The 20649-nt window shown below is 74.5% G+C and carries 13 protein-coding genes and 1 pseudogene; 9 read left to right on the forward strand and 5 right to left on the reverse strand.

The window, feature by feature from the left end; translation table 11 throughout:
• Positions 1–55: 55 nt before the first annotated feature.
• The 4 genes from GCU67_RS20000 to GCU67_RS20015 form a co-directional block, all read right to left on the reverse strand.
• Positions 56–1654, reverse strand: a complete 1599-nt coding sequence (locus GCU67_RS20000) for a LamG-like jellyroll fold domain-containing protein (RefSeq protein ID WP_163613127.1) — start codon at positions 1652–1654, stop codon at positions 56–58.
• A gap of 43 nt (positions 1655–1697) precedes the next feature.
• Positions 1698–2342 (reverse strand): hypothetical protein, encoded by a 645-nt coding sequence (locus GCU67_RS20005; protein WP_163613128.1) that lies wholly within the window; start codon positions 2340–2342, stop codon positions 1698–1700.
• 232 nt (positions 2343–2574) lie between these two features.
• The gene (locus GCU67_RS20010; RefSeq protein ID WP_163613129.1) at positions 2575–5169 is read right to left on the reverse strand and encodes a diguanylate cyclase domain-containing protein; all 2595 of its coding nucleotides are present in this window, start codon (positions 5167–5169) and stop codon (positions 2575–2577) included.
• Positions 5166–7829 (reverse strand): EAL domain-containing protein, encoded by a 2664-nt coding sequence (locus tag GCU67_RS20015; RefSeq protein WP_163613130.1) that lies wholly within the window; start codon positions 7827–7829, stop codon positions 5166–5168. The genes GCU67_RS20010 and GCU67_RS20015 overlap by 4 nt, the downstream gene beginning before the upstream one ends.
• 578 nt (positions 7830–8407) lie before the next feature.
• Here GCU67_RS20015 and GCU67_RS23135 point away from each other — a divergent pair.
• The 9 genes and pseudogenes from GCU67_RS23135 (at position 8408) to GCU67_RS20060 (ending at position 19686) form a co-directional block, all read left to right on the forward strand.
• Positions 8408–8968, forward strand: a complete 561-nt coding sequence (locus GCU67_RS23135; protein WP_163613131.1) for a molybdopterin-binding domain-containing protein — start codon at positions 8408–8410, stop codon at positions 8966–8968.
• Positions 8969–8980: 12 nt separating this feature from the next.
• Positions 8981–11701, forward strand: a pseudogene (fdh, locus tag GCU67_RS20025) (formate dehydrogenase); the annotation flags it as partial.
• 37 nt (positions 11702–11738) lie between these two features.
• Positions 11739–12815 (forward strand): 4Fe-4S dicluster domain-containing protein, encoded by a 1077-nt coding sequence (locus tag GCU67_RS20030; protein ID WP_163613132.1) that lies wholly within the window; start codon positions 11739–11741, stop codon positions 12813–12815.
• Complete coding sequence (nrfD, locus tag GCU67_RS20035) at positions 12815–14038, forward strand: NrfD/PsrC family molybdoenzyme membrane anchor subunit (RefSeq protein ID WP_163613133.1); 1224 nt, start codon at positions 12815–12817, stop codon at positions 14036–14038. The genes GCU67_RS20030 and nrfD overlap by 1 nt, the downstream gene beginning before the upstream one ends.
• Before the next feature lie 156 nt (positions 14039–14194).
• Positions 14195–14767 carry an LbetaH domain-containing protein gene (locus tag GCU67_RS20040; protein ID WP_163613134.1) on the forward strand — a complete coding sequence of 191 codons (573 nt, stop codon included), beginning with the start codon at positions 14195–14197 and terminating at the stop codon, positions 14765–14767.
• Positions 14754–15914 (forward strand): glycosyltransferase family 4 protein, encoded by a 1161-nt coding sequence (locus GCU67_RS20045; RefSeq protein ID WP_163613135.1) that lies wholly within the window; start codon positions 14754–14756, stop codon positions 15912–15914. Before GCU67_RS20040 ends, GCU67_RS20045 begins: the two co-directional genes overlap by 14 nt.
• An 81-nt stretch (positions 15915–15995) precedes the next feature.
• Positions 15996–18161 carry a serine/threonine protein kinase gene (locus GCU67_RS20050; RefSeq protein WP_163613136.1) on the forward strand — a complete coding sequence of 722 codons (2166 nt, stop codon included), beginning with the start codon at positions 15996–15998 and terminating at the stop codon, positions 18159–18161.
• A complete protein-coding gene (locus GCU67_RS20055; protein ID WP_163613137.1) occupies positions 18158–18358 on the forward strand; it encodes a hypothetical protein in 201 nt (66 codons plus the stop codon). The genes GCU67_RS20050 and GCU67_RS20055 overlap by 4 nt, the downstream gene beginning before the upstream one ends.
• Positions 18359–18369: 11 nt before the next feature.
• Positions 18370–19686 carry a glycosyltransferase gene (locus GCU67_RS20060; RefSeq protein WP_163613138.1) on the forward strand — a complete coding sequence of 439 codons (1317 nt, stop codon included), beginning with the start codon at positions 18370–18372 and terminating at the stop codon, positions 19684–19686.
• On the opposite strand, the gene GCU67_RS20065 is transcribed toward GCU67_RS20060, so the two are convergent.
• Complete coding sequence (locus GCU67_RS20065; protein WP_163613139.1) at positions 19634–20641, reverse strand: glycosyltransferase family 2 protein; 1008 nt, start codon at positions 20639–20641, stop codon at positions 19634–19636. The genes GCU67_RS20060 and GCU67_RS20065 overlap by 53 nt on opposite strands.
• Between the last annotated feature and the right edge of the window lie 8 nt (positions 20642–20649).

Consider the following 20649-nt stretch of genomic DNA (forward strand, 5'->3'; position numbering starts at 1 on the left):
TCGGGCGTGGGCGGGACCTGGTGGTGTGACCTCGGCCCTGCGGTGGAGCGGGAGCTCAGCGACCGGCGTTGTAGTGCGCCCTGATCTGGGCGTCGGTGAGCACGCTGGGGTAGACGGCGGCGTGCGCGAGCAGGCCGGTGTAGTAGCGGTTCGACGGCTCGTTCGGCCAGCCGGCCGTCTGGCCGCGGCCGATCCGCCACGTCCCGCTGGCGTTGAACCCGGTGGTGGCCGTGGCGTCGCCGGCCACCTTGACGGCGTCGACGTACAGCGCGATGCCGTTGCTGCCCTGGGTGGCCACCACGTGGTGCCAGGCGCCGTCGTCGTAGGCACCCGGGCTCCGCACCGTCTGGTAGGTGCCGGCGGTCGGTTCCAGGCCGAAGCTGATCCGGCCGAAGTTGCCCATGTAGACCATGCGGTCGTTGTCGTTCCCCGAGCCCCCGTCGCGGCGGAAGCCCATGACCAGCCCACCCGGCGTGGTGGTGTTCAGCCAGATCTCCAGCGAGTAGGTGTTCGGGTCGGTGACCGTGAGCGGGGAGGTGATGTAGGTGGTGGAGCCGTCCAGCGAGACCGCGCGACCGGCGCCCCGGCAGTTCGGGCCGGACTGGCCGAGCACCATCGAGCCCTCGTAGGTGCCGTTGTCGACGGTGCCGGTGGAGCCGGCGTTCGTGGCCACCGTGCCGGTCGTCTCCTGCAACGGGTAGTAGAGCGTCGCCGCGGGGGAGGCGGCGGCCTGCGCGCACGTGTAGTGGGCGTTGGCGCTCCAGGCGTCGGCGTCGTTCGTCGTCCTGGCGGTGTAGCGCGCGTCGGCGGTGCTGGTCGTGACGACGGAGACGACCGCCATCAGGAGGCCGGTGACGGTCACGGTGAGCCGGGTCCGCGGGCGCGGCGGGCGGTGCCGGTGCCGGTGCCGGGGCGGCGTGGCGGCGGACCGGCCGGGCCGCGAGGCGAGCAGCGTGCGCAGCCGGCCGGGCGGGCGGTGGGCGCCCTCGGTGCGGGTGCGGGTGCGGGTGCGGGTGCGGGTGGGGGACGGGCCGGCCGGTCCCTCGTGCAGCAGCGCGGCGCCCACGAGCAGCACCAGGCCGGCAGCGGCGCCGGCGAGCGGGAGCACGTGCCGCTCGGAGAGCCAGACCAGCGGCCAGCCGATGACGGGGAGCCGGAGCGCACCCACGCCGTGGACGGCGTCGCGGTCGACCAGGGTCGAGTCGTCGGAGGCGTTGGCGTCCCCGCGCAGGCGCAGCTGGTCGCCCTCGAGGGCCACCAGCCGGTGGACGCGCAGCCGACCGGGCCGGTCGGGGTCGTCCACGAGCAGCACCATGCCGGTGCGCAGCTGGTCGGTCTCGACGGGGCGGGCGACGACGACGTCCCCGACCTGCAGCCGCGGGGACATGGAGCCGGAGACGACCACCGTCGACTCCCAGCCGACGGCGGCGGGCACCAGCGACCAGCCGACCAGCCAGAGCAGCCCGATGAGCAGGGCCCGAGCGGCGCAGCTGACCACGAACGCCGGCCAGCGGGACCGCCAGGAGGCCGGCAGGGTGCGCCGGTCCCGGCCGGGCGCGGCCGACGCGGCCGCCCGCAGGGCCCGCGGGGACGGGCGGGGGACGCCGTCCTCGTCGACCACCCGGCCACGGAGGAGCGCTGCAGGCGAGAGCACCGGGTCCTCCGTCGGATGGGTCGTCAGCGGGCAGCGGGGGCGGTCAGTTGTTCTGGGACTCCCAGACGAACGTGATGGACGCGGACCCGTTCTGACTACCTGTCGGCGCATTGGCGTTCAGTGTGTAGTTGAACCGGAAGGTCCGGCTGGTGTCGGTGTTGGCGGTCGTGGTCCACAGCGTGGTCCCGGCGGTCGCGTAGCTGCCGCGGCTGCTGAAGGCCGCGAGGGTGCCGTTGTGCACGTCGCCGTTGGCACCGCTCGGGGTGAAGCCGGTGCAGGAGCCGAACGACCCGCCCGTGCCCTTGGTGATGGTCAGGTCGATCGAGGCGGCGAGTGCGTCCGCGGTCCCGGGCTTGGAGGTGGTGTAGCCGGTGCCGTAGAGCTTGACGTCGCCCGGGAGCGACCCACCACCGGTGACGGTGATGCACTTGCTGCCGGTGTCACCGGGCTTCATGCCGGTGACGTTGAACATCGCCACGCCGGTGCCGCCGTTGCTGCCGTCGTCGTCGACCAGCGTGACGCCGCCGGAGTTCCAGTTGTTGACGCCGTTGGTCGTGGTGGCGGTGAACGCGGCGTAGGAGGTCTGCCAGATGACCGAGGTGCCGAGGGCGACGGCCAGCACGGGGGTGAGGACGAGCCCGAGGCGGACAGCGCGCCGCTTGGGCAGGGAGGGAGCGAGGTGCTTCATCGTCTCGGGAGGCTCTCTGTGTCTGGGGTGGGGCCGCTGACGTGCCGGCGTAACCCCTACTTCGGCCGGTCCGACCAGGTGCTTGAGCACTTGACGGCACGCAATTCACTGGAACCCGGAGCCCGGTCCCGGGCCGGCTCGGGGGCGGACGCCGTCGTCAGCTCGCGGTGGCCCTCTCGTGACCGAGTTCCTCCGGGGACCGTCTCGTCCCCCTGGCCCACGCCGCCGCGGGTCACACCAGCAGCGCCGCGGCGCCGGCGGCCGAGGGGTGCCGCAGCAGCGCGGCGACCTGGTCGGCGGTCAGCCCGGTGGGCAGCACCGGCCCGGTGACGGCCATCTGGCACTGCGCACGGATCGCCTCGTAGAGCTCCGGGCTGCCCACGCCGCTGGCGAACGTGTAGACGTCGAAGGCGGCCGCGCTGCTCTCGATGGCCGACAGCACCCGCATCGTCCGGTCGTGGTCGCCGGGGGCGGCCAGGCCGCGGACGTCGACGCGCACGGTGTCCAGCGGCACCCGGGCCAGCTGCGACCACAGCGTGGAGCCCATGCCGAAGTCGTTCAAGCACAGGTGCACGCCGGCGGCGCGGACGGTGTGCAGCGCGGGGATGAGCCCGGCCGAGGAGGTCTGCAGCACCTCCTCGTCGAAGGCCAGCGCCAGCTGTCGCGGCACCATGCCGGCCTCGGCCAGCGCGGCGGCGACCTCGCCGGCGAGCTCGTCGGCGTGCACCTGCCCGGCCGGCAGGTCGAACCCCAGCGTCAGCTCGCCGTCCAGGGCGGCCACCTCCGCACAGGCCCGCCGCAGCAGCCACTGCTGCAGCACGCCGTTGCAGCCCTGCCGCTCGGCCGCGGCCCACAGCTCCGGTGCCGGCAGCACCCCGAGCTCCGGGTGCGCCCACACCGGGGCGCTGTGCAGCCCGTAGACCTCGCCGGTGTCGCTGGTGGAGACCACGTCGTAGCGCAGCTGGACCTCACCGGCCGCGATGGCGGCCAGGACGTCGCTGCTGGCCGCGGCCTGCCCGACCAGGTCGTCGGTGTGCACGCGCCAGCAGCCCTTGCCGGCCTGCTTGGCCGCGCCGAGCGCGGCGTCGGCCTGGCGGAAGGCGACCTGCCCGCCGCCGGGGTTGAGCCGGGCCAGTCCGACGCTGGCGCCGACGCTGAAGCTGCGGTTGCCGACCCGGTAGGGGTGGGCCAGGACGTCGACGACCCGCTGGGCCGCCTCGACCGCGTCCTCCTCGGCGCCGGCCACGAGCACGGCGAACTCGTCGCCGCCCAGGCGGGCGACCAGGTCGTCGGTGCGCAGCAGGCTCTGCAGCCGCCGGGCCACCTCGACCAGCAGCAGGTCGCCGGCCTCGTGCCCGGCGGACTCGTTGACGGCCTTGAACCCGTCGAGGTCGAGCACGAGCAGGCAGCGCTGTCCGCCCGGGGTCGTCGGGGCGGCCATCTCCTGGAACAGCATCGCGCGGTTGGGCAGCCGGGTGAGGTGGTCGGTGAAGGCCATCCGCTCCAGCTCCCGCTCGCGGCGGCGGCGGGTGGTCACGTCGCGCAGGTGCAGCACCCGCCGGCCGCTGCCGGGGCGCTCGTGGTGGGTGACCTCGAGCTCGCGGGGCTCGCCGCCGGCGTCCTGCACGCGCAGGTGCAACGCGGGGGCGACCTCGCCGGTGCCGACGGTCAGCTCGTGGCGCACCCGGGTGCGGTCGCCGTCGTGCAGCAGGTCCAGCAGGGAGGGGTGCAGGTCGGAGTCGAGGACGCCGAGCAGGGTGCGGGCCGCCGGGGAGGTGAACTCCAGGCGCAGCTCGGCGTCGACGATCGCCACGCCGTCGGAGCTGGCCTCGACCAGGCCGCGGAAGTCGTCCTCGCTGCGCACCAGGTCGGCCTGCACGCGCCCGCTCTCCCGGATGCGAAGCACGATGCGCACCAGCAGCATCGTGATGACCACCGCGGTGCAGGCGATCGCGCCGTCGTGCACGGGCATGTCGAGCACGATCGCGGCGACGAGGGTGACCGGGACACCGACCAGGGCGGCCACCTGCACGGCGACGCCGGCGGCGTTGACGACCGGGGTGGTGTCCGAGGGCACGCCGGTGCCCGCCGCGGCGACGGCGAGCCGGACGGCCCGGACGGCGACGACGAGCGCGGCGACCACAGCCGCGTCAGCCGCGCCGGCCCACAGTGTCGACGGCACGACGATGTAGACCGCCTGCAGCGCCGAGCTCGCGCCCACGAGGACGGTCGTCGCGGTGACCGCGGTGGCCGGCCGGCGCACGGCGGCGGTGGAGACGGTGCACAGCGCGCCCACGAGACCGATGGCGAGCGCCGGGTAGACGCCGTAGCCGATCACCAGCGGCAGCAGGTCCCCGCGCACCGCGCCGGGGGACAGCGCGGGGGACAGGACCAGGACGTCGGCGACGACGACGAGGGCGAAGGCGACCATCACCCCGTCGACGACCAGCAGCGGCCAGTTGGTGCCGCGGACCCGGCCGCCGAGCAGCGCCGCACTGACCGGCGGGCCGAACGCGGCGAGGAGGACCAGCAGGTCGCCCAGCCCCAGGTCGCCGAGGGCGACGCCGGTGCCCAGGCCGCTGACCAGGCTGGCCAGCGCGAACAGCAGCGCGCTGGCGCCCAGCACCTGCCAGGGCAGCCGGTCCCGCCGGCGCATCCGCCGGGTGAGCCGGTGGGCATGCCAGGCGGCCCAGCCGCCGACCAGCACCAGGACCATGTTGTCCCACTCCGGCCCCGGGCCGTGGGCACTGAACGGGACGGTGACCGCCAGGGCCAGCAGGGCGGCCAGCAGCACCGCGGTCAGCGGGGCGCGGCGGACGCGGGTCACGACGCCGTCCCGTCGGGGGAGGCGCCGATCTGGACCGCCGCGCCGGGCCCGGCGATCCCGGGCAGGCCGGCGGGCAGCGCCGAGACGTCCATCGGGCGGGCCAGCAGGAAGCCCTGGATGTAGCGATGGCCCATGTCGCGCAGCAGCTGCAGCTCCGGCTCGGTCTCCACGCCCTCGACGACCACCGCCAGGCCCAGGCTGCTGCCCAGGTGCAGCACCGAGGCGCACAGCGCCCGGCGCTGGGGGTCGGTCTCGACGTCGGCGAGGAACTGCCGGTCCATCTTCAGCACGTCGATGGGCAGGCCCACCAGGTAGGCCAGCGACGACCAGCCGGTGCCGAAGTCGTCGACGGCGATCCGGACGCCGAGCCGCCGCAGGGCGGCCAGGTCGTCGGTGACGTGGCTGTCGTCCAGCAGCACCGACTCGGTGATCTCCAGGATCAGCCGCGAGGCGGGCAGGCCGCTGGACTCCAGCGCCGCGAGGACGTCGGCGACCAGCTCGCCGCTGCGCACGTGCCGTGCGGAGACGTTGACGGCCACGCCGAGGTCGCGGTGCGGCAGGGCGGCGATCGTGGTCATGGCCTCGACCAGCACCCAGCGGCTGATCTCGCTGATCAGCGCCGACTCCTCGGCCAGCGGGACGAACTCTGCGGGGGAGACGTCGCCGTAGGTGGGGTGCCGCCAGCGCAGCAGCGCCTCGACCGAGACGGTGCGGTGCAGGGCCAGGTCGACGACGGGCTGGTAGACCAGCCGCAGCTGCTCACGCTCCAGGGCGCGGTCCAGGTCCACCCGCAGCGACTCCTGGCGGTCCTGGGTGATGCGCAGCGCGTCGGAGTGCCGGCGCACCCGGCCCGGACCGGCGGCCCGGGCGCTGCGCAGCGCCAGGTCGCCGCGGCGCAGGCCCTCGCCGGCGTCGACGTCCGAGCCCAGGGAGGCGATCCCGGCGACGGCGGTCAGCCGGAGCGTGCCCGCGCCGATGGCGACCGGCTCGACGGCGGCGACGAGCCGGGTGGCGACCACCTCGGCGTCGGCGATGCTGCCGTCGACGAGCACCGCGAACTCACCGGCGCCGGACCGGGCCAGCCAGTCGTCGCCGCGCAGGACCCGGCTGAACCGGGTGGTCAGCTCGCACAGCACCGCCGCGTCGTCGGTGTCGGGCAGCCCCTCGACGCCCAGCAGCACCAGCGAGGTGGTGGGCACGGCCGGGTCGCGCAGCAGCGCGCCGAGCCGGGTGGTGAGCGCGGAGCGGTTGGGCAGCCCGGTGGCCGGGTCGGAGGTGCTGAAGGCGAGGTCGGGCTCGACCGCGGTCGGCGCGGTGGCCGTGACGTCGCGGCAGTAGAGCACCAGGCCGCCGACGTCGGGGTCGCTGCGCAGGTCGCGCACCTGGGCCTGGATCAGCCGCCAGCGGCCGTCGAGGTGGCGCACCCGGGCGGTGCGGGTCTTGGTCGAGCCGGCCTCGGTGCTGGCGGAGGTGAGCGCGGTGATGAGGCCCGGGGTGTCGTCGGGGTGGACGACGTCGGTCAGCTGCCCGCCGACGATGCGCGCGGGGTCCAGTCCCAGCAGGTCGGTGATGGACGGCGAGACCCACCGGACGGTGAGCTGGTCGTCCAGGATCAGCACCGGGTCGGCGCTGCTGCGCACCAGCGCCCGGAAGTAGGCCTCGCTGCGCTGCAGGTCGGTGGTCAGCTGCTGCTCGGTGCGCCAGGAGACGGTCTGGTGGGCCAGCAGCGCGCCCAGGCCCAGGATGCCGAGCGTCGTCCCGGCGAGGGTCAGCTCACCGGTGAGGAGCACGCTGACCAGGAGCAGGCTGCCGCCGGCCATCGCGGTGGTGTGCGGGAGCAGGGCACCGAGGGTGGAGCCGTTCCGGGTGCCGGCCGGGGCGGGCCGGTCGTCGGGACGGTCGGCGCGGCAGGCGGCAGCGAGCAGCATGAGCCCGAGGACGCTGGCGGCGCAGGCGAGGAACTGCACGGTGCCCGGGCCGCTCGCCACGGAGGAGGAGGCGCCGGCCAGCGCGGTGGCGACCTGGGCGGCGAACAGCGACCAGCCGATCGGACGCTGCCGCACGGGGGCGAGGGCGACGAAGACCAGGGAGAGCCCGGTGCCGAGCGCGATGCTGGTCAGGAGGGCGAACAGGGCGACGGTCTGCGGGAGCGTGAGAAGCCCGGACCGGCCGATCGTGAGCTGGTAGAGCGAGTGCACGGTCAGCAGGTCGGCGAGGACGAACAGGACGAGCATCGTCGCCACCTGCGCGCGGGCCGCGCGCAGCTGTGCCCGGTCGAGCATCCGGTGGACCGCGACGACGACGAGCAGCTGCCCGGGGACGCTGCCCAGGGCGGTCTGCCCCCAGGGCAGCACCGCGCCCAGCAGGAGAGCGCCGCCGGCGCTGACCGCCACGGAGACGACGTACCAGCGCCAGCCCGCAGGGTGGGCACTGCGCCGCCCGTTGCGGCCCAGGTGGACCAGGACGACCGCGACGACCGCGAAGTTCAGCGTGACGGCCACCGGGACCGCCAGCCGACCAGGCAGCAGGCCGGCCGCGAGCGTGGTGAGGCTGACGAGGGCAGCGAGGAGCAGGTGCCGGTTCAGCACGGGGGAGGCCGCGCCGCCCCGTCGAGGGGCGGTCGCGGCCCGCGCCGGTGCGGCGAGCACTCCAGAGGTCACAGGGGAGTGGTCGGGAGGTCGGGCTCTCCACTGCAGCCGCAGCGGCCCCCCGTCACCCGCAGGGGGGAAGAGGGTGCGGCGCGGTCGGGTCTACCAGCGCAGCGGCTGGACGGCCCGTGAGTCGGCGGTGCGGCAGGCGCGGCAGTGGCCCCAGGTCACGACGGGTCGCGGGCTGCTGGGCTCGCCGCACTCGGGGCACTCGATGGTCGCGTCGGGGTCGGGCTGGGCGACGGCCTCGGCGCGGGTGGCGTGGACCGCCGGGTCGCCGGCACAGGGGCAGCCGAGATGTGCGTCCGAGCAGCCTGCGGGTCTGGTCGCGATGGTGCGCCTCCTGGGTGTCTCCGATGACGGTACTGGCCTGCACCAGCCCCCCGGACACGATTGCGTCCCGGTCCGTCCGCGGACCCGGGCGCACGACGCCGGGCGGTGAGCGGTCGGTCACCCAGAGGTCGCCGCCGTCCCGCGCCGGGGAGGAGCTCGGGTCGCCGCCGGTTCCGTCACCGCGCAACCCGCAGACCCGACCCGCCGGGGGTGGGGTGGACGAGCGTCGTGCGTCACCAGGTGGCAAGCTCCCGGACGTGAAGACGTGGCTCGACGCGTGGCCGGTGTTCCGGCAGCTCACTGGGAACGACCCGCTGGGGCGCGGCGTGGCCGCGCGCAGCAAGGCCACCGAGCAGGTGGTCAGCCGCACGGCGACCGCCGACCGGGTGGTGAAGTCGGTCTGCCCGTACTGCGCCGTGGGTTGTGCGCAGCGGGTCTTCGTGAAGGACGAGCAGGTCGTCCAGATCGAGGGCGACCCTGACTCCCCGATCAGCCGCGGCCGGCTCTGCCCGAAGGGCAGCGCGACCAAGGGCCTGGTCAACAGCCCCTCCCGCGTCACGACGGTCAAGTACCGCCGTCCGTACGCCACGGACTGGGAGGACCTCGACCTCGACACGGCGATGGAGATGATCGCCGACCGCGTCCTGGAGGCCCGTGAGAAGGGCTGGCAGACCATGGACGCCGGCAAGCGGGTCAACCGCACCATGGGCTTCGCCAGCCTGGGCGGCGCGACGCTGGACAACGAAGAGAACTACCTGATGAAGAAGCTGTACAGCGCCCTGGGTGCGGTACAGATCGAGAACCAGGCCCGCATATAGCACTCCGCGACGGTTCCCGGTCTGGGAGCCTCGTTCGGTCGTGGCGGCGCCACGAACCCCCTGCAGGACCTCGCCAATGCCGACTGCATCGTCATCGAGGGCTCGAACATGGCCGAGTGCCATCCGGTCGGGTTCCAGTGGGTGACGGAGGCCAAGGCGCGCGGCGCCAAGATCATCCACATCGACCCGCGGTTCACGCGCACGTCGGCCATCGCCGACCTGCACGTGCCGATCCGGCTCGGCACCGACATCGCGTTCCTCGGTGCGCTGATCAAGTACGTCCTGGACAACGACCTGTACTTCCGTGAGTACGTGGTCGCCTACACCAACGCCGCGTCGCTGGTGGGTGAGGACTTCGTCGACACCGAGGACCTCGACGGCCTGTTCTCCGGCTTCGACCCGGAGAACGGCCAGTACGACGAGACCTCCTGGGCCTACGAGCCCGCCGAGGCGCCGCACGCCAGTTCCGACGACCCCGCCGGGGCCGCCGAGCAGGAGGCCGCCAACCAGCAGGACTCCGTGGAGGCCAGCGACCAGGCACAGACCCACGGCAGCGGTGGGCCGACGATCCCGGCCAAGCCCAAGCGCGACGAGACGCTGGAGCACCCGCGCACCGTCTTCCAGGTGCTCAAGCGGCACTTCGCCCGCTACACGCCCGAGATGGTCTCCGACGTCTGCGGCATCGAGCCGGAGGTGTTCGAGCAGGTCGCCAAGTGGGTCACGTCGAACAGCAACCGCGACCGGACGACGGCGTGGGTGTACTCGGTGGGCTGGACGCAGCACAGCGTCGGCGCGCAGTACATCCGCACCGCCTCGATCCTGCAGCTGCTGCTGGGCAACATCGGCCGTCCCGGCGGCGGGATCATGGCGCTGCGCGGTCACGCCAGCATCCAGGGCTCGACCGACGTCCCGACGCTGTACAACCTGCTCCCCGGCTACCTGCCGATGCCGCACGCGTCGCTGCACGAGACGCTGTCCGACTACGTCGCCGACGCCGCCGGCAAGGGCGGCTTCTGGGGCAACAAGCCCGCCTACATCACCAGCATGCTCAAGTCCTGGTGGGGCGACGAGGCGACCGCGGAGAACGACTTCGCCTTCGACTACATCCCCAAGATCAACGGCGACCACAGCTCCTACCGCACGATCGCGGACATGATCGCCGGCAAGGTGCACGGCTACTTCCTGGTGGGTGAGAACCCCTCCGTCGGGCACCCGAACGGCAAGATGAACCGGTTCGGCCTGGCCAACCTCGACTGGCTGGTCGTCCGCGACCTCCAGATGATCGAGTCGGCGACCTTCTGGAAGGAAGGGCCGGAGATCGAGTCCGGCGAGATGGCGCCGGAGACGATCGGCACCGAGGTCTTCTTCATGCCTGCGGCGACGCACGTGGAGAAGGAGGGCACCTTCACCCAGACGCAGCGGCTGCTGCAGTGGCGGGAGAAGGCCGTCGAGCCGCCCATGGACGCACGCAGCGACCTGTGGTTCTACTACCACCTGGGCCGCATCCTCCGGGAGCGCCTGGCGTCCTCGACCGACCCCAAGGACCGTCCGCTGCAGACCCTGACGTGGGACTACCCGCTGATCGGGGAGACCGCGGACCCCGACGCCGCGGCCGTGCTGCGCGAGATCAACGGCACCGGTCCCGACGGGCGGGCGCTGTCGACCTACATCGACATGAAGGACGACGGGTCGACCACCGGCGGCTGCTGGATCTACACCGGCGTCTACGCCGACGAGGTCAACCAGGCCGCCCGGCGCAAGCCCGCCCGTGAGATGGGCCCGGTGGCCGGCGAGTGGGGCTGGGCCTGGCCGCTCAACCGCCGCATGCTCTACAACCGCGCCTCGGCCGACCCCGACGGCAAGCCGTGGAGCGAGCGCAAGGCGTACGTGTCCTGGGACGAGGCAGCCGGCCGGTGGGTCGGTGAGGACGTCCCGGACTTCGAGGCGACCAAGCGGCCGGACTACGTCCCGCCGGAGGGCGCACGGGCGCAGGCCGCCATCGGTGGTGCCGACCCGTTCGTCATGCAGGGCGACGGCAAGGGCTGGCTGTACGCACCGGCCGGGCTGGTCGACGGCCCGATGCCGACGCACTACGAGCCCTCGGAGTCGGTCGCGGAGAACCACCTCTACGCCCAGCAGTCGAGCCCGACGATCGAGCGGATCGCCGGGCCCTGGAACCGGGAGAACCCCTCGCGCAGCGAGGTGTACCCGTTCCAGGTGACCACCTACCGGCTCACCGAGCACCACACGGCCGGTGCCATGAGCCGCACCCTGCCCTACCTGTCCGAGCTCCAGCCGGAGTTCTTCGTCGAGGTCTCACCCGAGCTCGCCGAGCTGCGCGGTCTGACCAACGGCGAGTTCGCCACGCTGATCAGTGCCCGGACGGCGATCGAGGCCAAGGTGCTGGTGACCGAGCGGATGCGCCCGATCAAGCTCAAGGGCGGGCAGGTCGTGCACCAGATCGGCATGCCCTACCACTGGTCCTACGCGGGTCTGTCCACCGGCGACAACGCCAACGACCTGCTCGGGATCGTCCTGGACGCGAACACGCACATCCAGGAGGACAAGGTCAGCACCGCCGACATCGTGCCCGGCCGCCGGCCGCGCGGGCCGGAGCTGCTGGACTACGTCGAGGCGTACCGGATGCGGGCCGGCGTCCAGTCGGGCCGGGTCGGGCTCAACGGCCGCGCCCCCGACGAGGACCCCAGCGCCATGGAGGCGTCAGGCGCATGAGCACCGTTCCACCGGACACCGAGAGCAGGGAACGGCGATGACCACCGTCAGCTCGGCCAGTCCCTCCCTGGAGGGGGCCGACAGCAGGAACCGGCTGTTCGGGCCGCTGCCCGACGTCTCGGCCGACGCCGGCTACGAGGAGGACCACCCGAGCCGGGTGGGCTTCTTCACCGACACGTCGGTCTGCATCGGCTGCAAGGCCTGCGAGGTCGCCTGCAAGGAGTGGAACACGCTCCCCATGGACGACGCGAACGGCGTCCTGGGCCAGATGGGCATGTCCGGCATGTCCTACGACAACACCGGGCAGCTGGGCGCCAACTCCTGGCGTCACGTGTCCTTCATCGAGCAGAGCCGCTCGGTCGACCTGCCGATGCCCACGATCGGGATGCCCGGCGCCGACCGGCACGACCACGGCCACGACCACGGCGCCAACGCGATCAGCCCGCAGGCCGACAGCGTGCTCGCCGCGCAGACCAGCGTGCTCAACGCCGAGGCGCTGAGCGAGTTCGACCCGCAGACCTCCGTCACCGGTGGCGACGGCGGCACGCAGATCCGCTGGCTGATGTCCTCCGACGTCTGCAAGCACTGCACGCACGCCGGGTGTCTGGACGTCTGCCCGACCGGTGCGCTCTTCCGCACCGAGTTCGGCACCGTCGTCGTCCAGGGCGACATCTGCAACGGCTGCGGCTACTGCGTCTCGGCCTGCCCCTACGGCGTCATCGACGTCCGCAAGGACGACGGCCGGGCCTTCAAGTGCACGATGTGCTACGACCGGCTCACCGACGGGCTGCAGCCGGCCTGCGCCACGGCGTGCCCGACCCAGTCGATCCAGTTCGGTGACCTCGACGAGCTGCAGGCCCGGGCCGACGCCCGGCTGGCGACGCTGAAGAGCCAGGGCGTGGAGACCGCGCGGCTGTACGGGCGGGACGAGAGCGACGGCGTCGGTGGCGTCGGCGCGTTCTTCCTGCTGCTCGACGAGCCGGAGGTCTACGGCCTGCCGCCGGACCCGATCGTCACCACCCGCGACCTCCCCGCCATGTGGAAGGCCGCGGCGACCGGTGCGGCGATGATCGTCGGCGTGGTCGCCTCCTCCTTCCTGGGACGGCGGCGCTGATGACCACCCCGAGCAGCAACGGCCACCCGGCCGCGGACGACGCGCACCTCAACGGGCGCTCCCTCGACGCCGGCCCGACCGGCAACGAGCCGGCCGGCGAGGCCCCGCTGGTCGCGGCGGCCGGTGGCTGGCACCGCGCCGGTGGCACCGACCTGACCCAGCCCAAGCGGCGCAAGCGGCGCAAGGGCGGCGGCGGGTGGGGGAGCGGCAACCGCGAGGCGGCCATGGTCCCCGACGCGGAGTTCAGCTCTTACTACGGCCGGCAGATAGTCAAGACGCCGACGTGGAAGAACCCCGAGGTCCCGCTGTACCTGTTCCTCGGTGGCGCCGCGGGCACGTCGTCGGTGCTGGGTGCGCTGGCCGAGTTCACCGACCGGCCCACGCTGGCCCGCAACGCCGAGTACGTCGCGGGTGCCGCGGCGCTCGGCTCGGTGGTGCTGCTGATCGACGACCTCGGCCGGCCCGAGCGCTTCCTGCACATGCTCCGCGTGTTCAAGCCGACCTCGCCGCTGTCGGTGGGCTCCTACATCCTGTCGCCGTTCAGCGCCTTCACCTCCGCGGCGGCCGGCTTCCGGCTGCTGGAGCTGGCGCCGCTGCTGAAGTTGGGCACGAAGGTGCTGCCGTTCCTGCCCGCGCTGGCCCGGTTCTTCCCCGGTGCCCGCAAGGCGTCGGCGATCGCGGCGGCGGCGTTCGGTGGCCCGATGGCCACCTACACCGCGGTGCTGCTGTCCAACACCGCCGCGCCGAGCTGGCACGAGGTGCACACCGAGCTGCCCTACGTCTTCGCCGGGTCGGCGATGGCGGCCGGCGGCGGGATCACGATGGCGCTCACCCCGGTCGCCGAGGCCGGGCCCTCGCGCAAGACCGCGCTGACCGGCGTGGCCCTCGAGCTGTTCATGATCAACAAGGTCGAGCACGGGCACGGCCTGCTGAGCGAGCCGTACCACGAGGGCAAGGCCGGCACGCTGATGCGCGCGGCCAAGAAGGCCACGATCACCGGTGCGGCGTTCACCGCGCTGCTGGGCCGTACCCGGGCCGGTGCCGTCATCGGGGGCACGTTGCTGGCCGCGGGCTCGGTGATGACCCGCATGGGCGTCTTCGAGGCCGGGATCGCCAGCACGAAGGACCCGAAGTACATCGTCATCCCGCAGAAGGAGCGGATGGCAGCCCGCAAGGCCGGCGAGGCCGTCGCCGAGGACGAGGCGCGCTCCGTCGTCCGCTGAGCCACCGGCACCGGCCCGTTCCCCGCTCGACCCGGGGGAGCGGGCCGGTCCCGTGTCCGGGGTCGACCACGGGAAGGGCTGCGCTCAAGATCGTCCGGCTGCGTGCCGATGTCCTCCCTGGTTGGCCGCCCGTGCCAGCCGAGACGGAGGCCGGTCATGCGCAGTGCCCAGGTGACGGGTGACGACGCACCCGGACGAGCCCACGGCCCGTCGGTGCAGGAGTCCTCGTTGTGGGCCTGGACCACCCAGGACTGGGCGGTCAACGCGGGCTACACCGACTCCCGCCTCGTCCTGCTCTGGTACCGCTCGGCCCAGTGGGCCATCGCGCACGGGGGGTTCCCCGGTCGCGTGTACGGCGCGGTCTACCGGCTGCTCTGCTCGCTGTTCATCGGCGTGGAGCTGCCGCCCGAGGCGGTCATCGGCCCCCGGCTGCGGCTGTTCCACCCGCACGCCATCGTGGTCAACCCCGCCGTCCGGATGGGGGCGGACTGCGTGCTGCGCCAGAACGTCACGATCGGCAACGTGACCCGGCGCGACGGCACGGAGAAGGGCGTCGCCTCCCTCGGGGACGGCGTGGAGCTGGGCGCCGGCTGCGTGGTGGTCGGCGACGTGCACGTGGGCGACCACGCGCGGATCGGGGCGCTCGCCCTGGTGCTGGAGAGCGTCCCCGCGCGCGGCGTCGCGGTCGGCAACCCGGCCCGGGTGGTGCGCATCGATGCCGGACGCTGAGCCGATGCGGCTGCTCGCCCACTCGGTCGCGCTCGCGCCGCTGGGCGGGGTGGAGATCTGCACCCTGCAGGACGCGATCGGGCTGGCCGGACGCGGGCACTCCCTGGGCGTCGCCCACGGCGCCGACGGCCCGCTGCGCGCGGCGTACGAGGCAGCCGGCATCGACCTGGACGGCCCACACCGGTTCGGGTTCGACCCGCGGACGGCGCTGCGCGACGTCCGCGCCTTCTCCCGCCCGGCCCGCTGGGCCCGGCAGCGGGCCACCGAGGTCGTCTGGCTGAACCGGGTGGAGCACCTGCCCTGGGGGCAGGCCGTCGCCCGCTGGTCCGGGGCCGCGCTGGTCTGCCACCTGCACGCACCGCCGCCGTTCCGCTGGCTGCGACCGCTGGCCGCCGGCGTGGACCACCTCGTGGCGATCTCCGGCTCCGTCCGCGACGCCTACCTCGACCGGGGCGTCGACCCCGCGCGGGTCACCCTCGTGCCCAACGCGCTGCCGCCGAGGGCCTACCCGCGCGGGGACGTCGCCGAGCGCGCGGCGGCCCGCGCCCAGCTCGGCCTCCCGCCCGACGCCCCGGTCGTGCTCTGCTACGGGCACCTGAGCCGGGCCAAGGGCGTGCCCGAGCTGCTGCGCGCCTGGACGCAGCTGGCCAGCAGGCGGCCCGACGCACTGCTGGTGCTGGTCGACTCGCTGTCCGCCGAGCCCGACCCGGTGGTCGCCGCACAGCTGGCCCAGCTGGACCCGCGGTCCTACCGGCTGTTCCCGATGGCCACCGACGTCGTCCCCTTCCTGCACGCCGCCGACGTCGTGGCCTTCCCGACCCTGCTGCCGGAGACCTTCGGGCGGGTGGTGCTCGAGGGCCTGGCCACCGGCCGGCCGGTGGTGGCCTCGCGGGTCGGCGCGGTGCCCGAGCTGCTGTCCGGGCCGATGGCGCGCTTCCTCGTGCCCCCCGGGGACGCCGACCGGCTGGCCGTCACGCTGGCCGGGCTGCTGGACTGGCGGCGCGACGAGCCGGGCCTGGGCGCGGAGTGCGTGGCGTGGGTCGAGCGGCACTGGTCGTTCCCGGCGCACCTGGACCTGCTCGAGGGCGTGCTCGCCACCGCACGCGACGCCCACCGGCGCCGGCCCGGACACCGTGCACCGGCCTGACCGCCGGTCCTCAAGGACCACCGCCGAGGTGCCGATGACCTCTTGTCGGGCCACCGTGGCCCGCAGTGGGGAGGTGGGGTCGTGACCGTCGCCGTTCCCCCCGACGCCCGCTCCGCGCAGCCGGCCACCGCCGCCGACCGGACGCCGGCCGTCGTCCGGGCGCGCACCGAGCGGCTGGTCGTGCAGGCCGCCGCCGTGCTGGCCGTGGCGGCCCCGCTCGTCGCGGCGCTGGACGTGCCGCTGCCCGGCCGCACGCTGCTGGCGCTGCTGTTCGTCCTGGCCGTGCCCGGTGTGCCGGCGGTCTCCCTGCTCCGGGTCCCCAATGTGCTGCTGGCCGCCTCCCTGGCCGGCGCGGTGAGCATCGCCGTCGCCCTGCTGACCACCGACGCCGCCCTGGTCGCCGGCTGGTGGCACCCGGTCGGGGTCGCCGCCCTCACGGGCGCCGCCGGGCTCGCTCTCACCGTCCCCGCGCTCCGCAGGCTGCCGCGCACCGCCCTGCCACCCCGGGCCGGCCGCGGGACGGCGACGCTCCGCCGCCGGGCCCTGCCGCTGACCGCGCTCGCCGCCGCGCTGGCGCTGTGGGCCCTGGCGACCACGACCGTCGACCTCGACGCGGCCGGCGGCCTCGGCGTGGTCGGTGTGGTCGGCTGGCCGTACCTGCTGTCCCTGGCGCTGGTCGCCGGGGTGGCCGCCCGCGAGCTGCTGCGCCCGGTGCTGGACGGGCCGCTGCTCGCGCTCAGCGCCGCGGTGCTCACCGTCGTGGTCTTCGCCTTCGGCAACGTCGCCGACGGTGCGGCCGGCTTCTCCACCGGCTGGCTGCACGTGGGCTTCATCGACTTCATCACCGGCAACTCCGCCTCCTTCACCGGCCTGGACGCCCGCGCGTACTGGCCCGGCTTCTTCGCCGCCGGCGCCCAGTTGGTCGCGCTGGCCGGCATGCCCGACGCGCGCTCGCTGCTGATGCTGGCCCCGGTGTTCTACGACCTGGCGGCGATCGCGCCGCTGCTGGTCGTCGCCCGGTGCGTCACCCGCTCGCGGCGGCTGGCCTGGCTGTCGGTCTTCGTCTACCTGGCCTTCAACTGGTACCAGCAGGACTACTTCTCCCCGCAGGCCACCGCATTCCTGCTGTACCTGGTCACGATCGCGGTGCTGCTGTGGTCGGCGACGGCCGCGCCGCACCGGCCGGTGACCGGCAGCCGCCGGCAGCGGGTGCTGGGCGCCTGGCGCCGGTCACCCGAGCTGCCCGCCGGGGTCTCTGCGCGCCGCGTGCTGGCCTGGGAGGGCGCCCTGCTGCTGCTGGCCGCGGCGATCGTGGTCAGCCACCAGCTCACCCCGATCACCCTCGCCCTGGCCTGCCTGGCCTTCGTGCTCACCGGGCGGACCTGCGCCCGCCGGCTGTGGCTGGCCGTGGGCCTGCTGTTCGCCGTCCACTTCAGCTACGGCGCCACCGACTACTGGATCGGCCACCTGGGCAACGTCCTGGGCGACCTGGGCCGGCCCGGCGCCAACTTCGACACCGCGGTCTCCGCCCGGGTCGCCGGGGACCCGCTCTACCTGCGCATGCAGAACGTCCGGATGGGCTGGTCGCTGGTCTACCTGCTGGCCGGTGTCGTCGGCTGGTGGTCGATCCGCCGGCGCCGCGAGGCCCCGGTGGTCGCGGCCCTGGTCGCCGTGGCCGGGTCGCTGGTGCTCTTCGGCAGCTACGGCGGGGAGGTCGTGCTGCGGGTCTTCGTCTTCGCGGCCCCGCTGCTCGCCCCGCTGACCGCGCTCGCGCTGCGCCGGCTCACCCGGCTGCGCACCCGCGCCGGCACGGCCGTGCTGGCCGCGGTCCTGCTGCTGCTCGGTGTCGGGATCACCGCGACCCGCGGGGTCAACGTCGCCTTCGAGCGGGTCACGTCCTCCGACGTCGCCGCGGCCGACGCCCTCGCCGGCCGCCTCACCGACGGGGACGCGATCGGCATGCTCACGCCCACCGGTGCGGTATTCGGGATCGGCGTCGGCCGCTGGAGCGCGGTGGACCTGGCCGACCCCGAGTGCGGGTCGTCGGCGCTGCGGTGCGCGGAGCAGGAGCAGCCGCGGTTCGTGCTGCTCGGCCGGAGTCAGGAGGCGCAGGTCCGACTGCAGGGCGGCGAGCCGACCGGCTGGACCCAGCTGGCCGACGACCTCGTGCGGTCGGGCACCTACCAGGTGCTCTACACCGGGCCGGACGCCACCGCCCTGGAGCTCACCGGGACGGCCGGCCGATGACCGCCGCGCTCGCCGGCTGGCTCGGTGCCTGCCTGTTCGCCGCCGCGCTGCTGCTCACCGCCGTCCTGGAGGTCCGCGACGCCGCGGGCCCGGGCCGCTCCCGGTCCACCCGGCGGGCCCTCACCCTCGCGCTCTGCGTGCTCGTGGCGGCCTGTGCCGTCGCGACCGTGGTGCGCTTCGCCGTCCACCTCTCCTGAGGAGCACACCCGTGACCACCGCGACGAGCACGTCCCCCGGCACCTGGTGCGGTGAGCTGGAGCTGTCCGCCGCCCCGGCGGTGACCGGGGTGCAGCCCTGGGCCGGCCAGCCGCGCGCCCGGGTGCTGGTGCGCCTCCACGGGGCACCCCTGGGCTACCTCACGGTGCCCGCCGGCCCCGGCGGCCCGGACGCCGCCGCCGTCGTCCGGGAGTCGCGGACCGTGCACGCCGAGGCGGTCGCGGCACACCTGGCGCTCGAGCACCTGCAGCCCGGCCCGGACCCGCTGCCCACGGCGGGGGAGGACTGCCCGGTGCGCAGCCGCTCCGACCGCAGCGTGTCGGTGGTGGTCTGCACCCGCGACCGCAGCGAGGTGCTGGCCGGCTGCCTGGAGCGGCTGGCCGCCCTGGACCACCGGCAACTGGAGGTGGTGGTGGTCGACAACGCCCCGACCGACGAGCGCACCCGCGTGCTGGTGGAGGCCCTCGCCACCAGCGACGCCCGCTTCCGCTACGTCCGTGAGCCGCGCCCGGGGCTGTCCCGCGCCCGCAACCGCGGGCTGGCCGAGGCCCGGGGCGAGATCGTGGCGTACACCGACGACGACGTCGCGGTCGACGCCGGCTGGGTGTCCGGCCTGCTGCTGGGCTTCGCCCGCCGCGCGGACGTCGCTTGCGTGACCGGCCTGGTGGCCACCGCCGGCATCGGCAGCCCGGCCGAGGAGTACTTCGACGCGCGCACCGAGCTGTGGTCGACGCGCGTCAGCCCCGAGCTGTTCGACCTGGCCACCGTGCCACCGGGCAACGCGCTCTACCCCTACGGCGCGGGCCTGTTCGGCACCGGCGCCAGCATCGCCTTCGACCGGCAGCTGCTGGTGGACCTCGGCGGCTTCGACGAGGCGCTCGGCGCCGGCGCCCGCACCCGCGGCGGGGAGGACCTCGACGCCTTCCTGCGGGTGCTGCGCGCCGGTCGGGCGCTGGCCTACGAGCCCTCCGCGCTGGTCTGGCACCACCACCGGGCCGACGACGCCGCGCTGCTGCGCCAGCTGTTCGGCTACGGCAGCGGGCTGTCGGCGTTCCTGACCAAGTGCCTGCTCACCAGGGGAACCCGCGGTGAGCTGCTGCGGCGGGTGCCGGCCGGCCTGCGCCGTGGCCGGGACCTCTCCGCGACCACGACCGAGCGGCTCGGCGGCTCCGCGGCGGCCCCCCGGGGTGCGACGCGGCGTGAGCTGGCCGGCTTCGCCGCGGGCCCGGTGCTCTACCTGCGGGCCCGCGCGGAGGTCAGGCGCTCGCCCGGCGTCCCGGCCGCAGCGCCGCACGCAGTCGCACGCTGAGGTAGCCGGCCGCCGTCCAGCCCAGGCCCTCGACGATCATCGCGGCGCGGGCGGCACCGGAGGAGTCGCCGCGCAGCGTCTGGCCGAGCCCGCGGAGCACCCCGCGCGGGAGCGTGCGGCGCACGTAGTCCCGCTCGGTGGACAGCGCGGCACCGGCGCCGGCCAGTCCGCTGACCAGGGCCTTGGACCGGCCCTCGGCCAGGCAGCGGCGGCGGAAGTAGGTGCGGGCCACCCGGTCGGTGGACACCGTGTGCCGCACCCGGGCGGCCGGCTCGAGCACGATCCGGCCCTCGCCGGGGACTGCGCCGGCGCGGATGGAGAACTCGGTCTCCTCGCAGCCGGCGGCGTCCTTGCCGAGCCGGCCCATGCCCGTGTCGAAGCCGCCGACGGCGGTGAAGACGTCCCGCCGGAACGCCATGTTGGCCCCGATCGGGTTGCGGATCTGCGCCCGGGTCGTGGGCAGGCCGGTGTAGCTGCAGCCGACCACCCAGAGGAACTCCGGCGGGAACCAGCTGGGCCGCAGGGCGGGCCAGGCCGGCTCGACCCCGCCGCCGACGCCGATCACGTCGTCCTCGGCGAAGGCGGCCATCAGCTGCTGGGCCCAGTCGGGCTCGGCGGCCGCGTCGTCGTCGAGGAAGGCCACGACGTCGCCGGTGGCGGCGGCCACGCCGGTGTTCCGCGCGCCGGACAGCCCGCGGGGGCCGGTGCTCGGCAGCACGGTGACGTCCTCGCCGACGGTGGCCCGGGCCCAGGCGAGCAGCTCGGGGGAGTGGTCGACCACCAGCAGCACCTGGTCGGGCCGGCGGGTCTGCCCGGCCAGGCTGGCCAGCGCCGCGGCGACGTCGGCGGTGCGCTCGGTGGTGTAGGCGCACACCACGACGGTGAGGGTGTCGGCGCGCCGCGCGGACGTCGAGCGCGGGGCGGCGTGCGCGTGGGGGTGCAGGACCTGGGTCATGACCGTTC

This window comes from Modestobacter muralis (assembly GCF_010682105.1).
GTDB lineage: Bacteria > Actinomycetota > Actinomycetes > Mycobacteriales > Geodermatophilaceae > Modestobacter > Modestobacter muralis.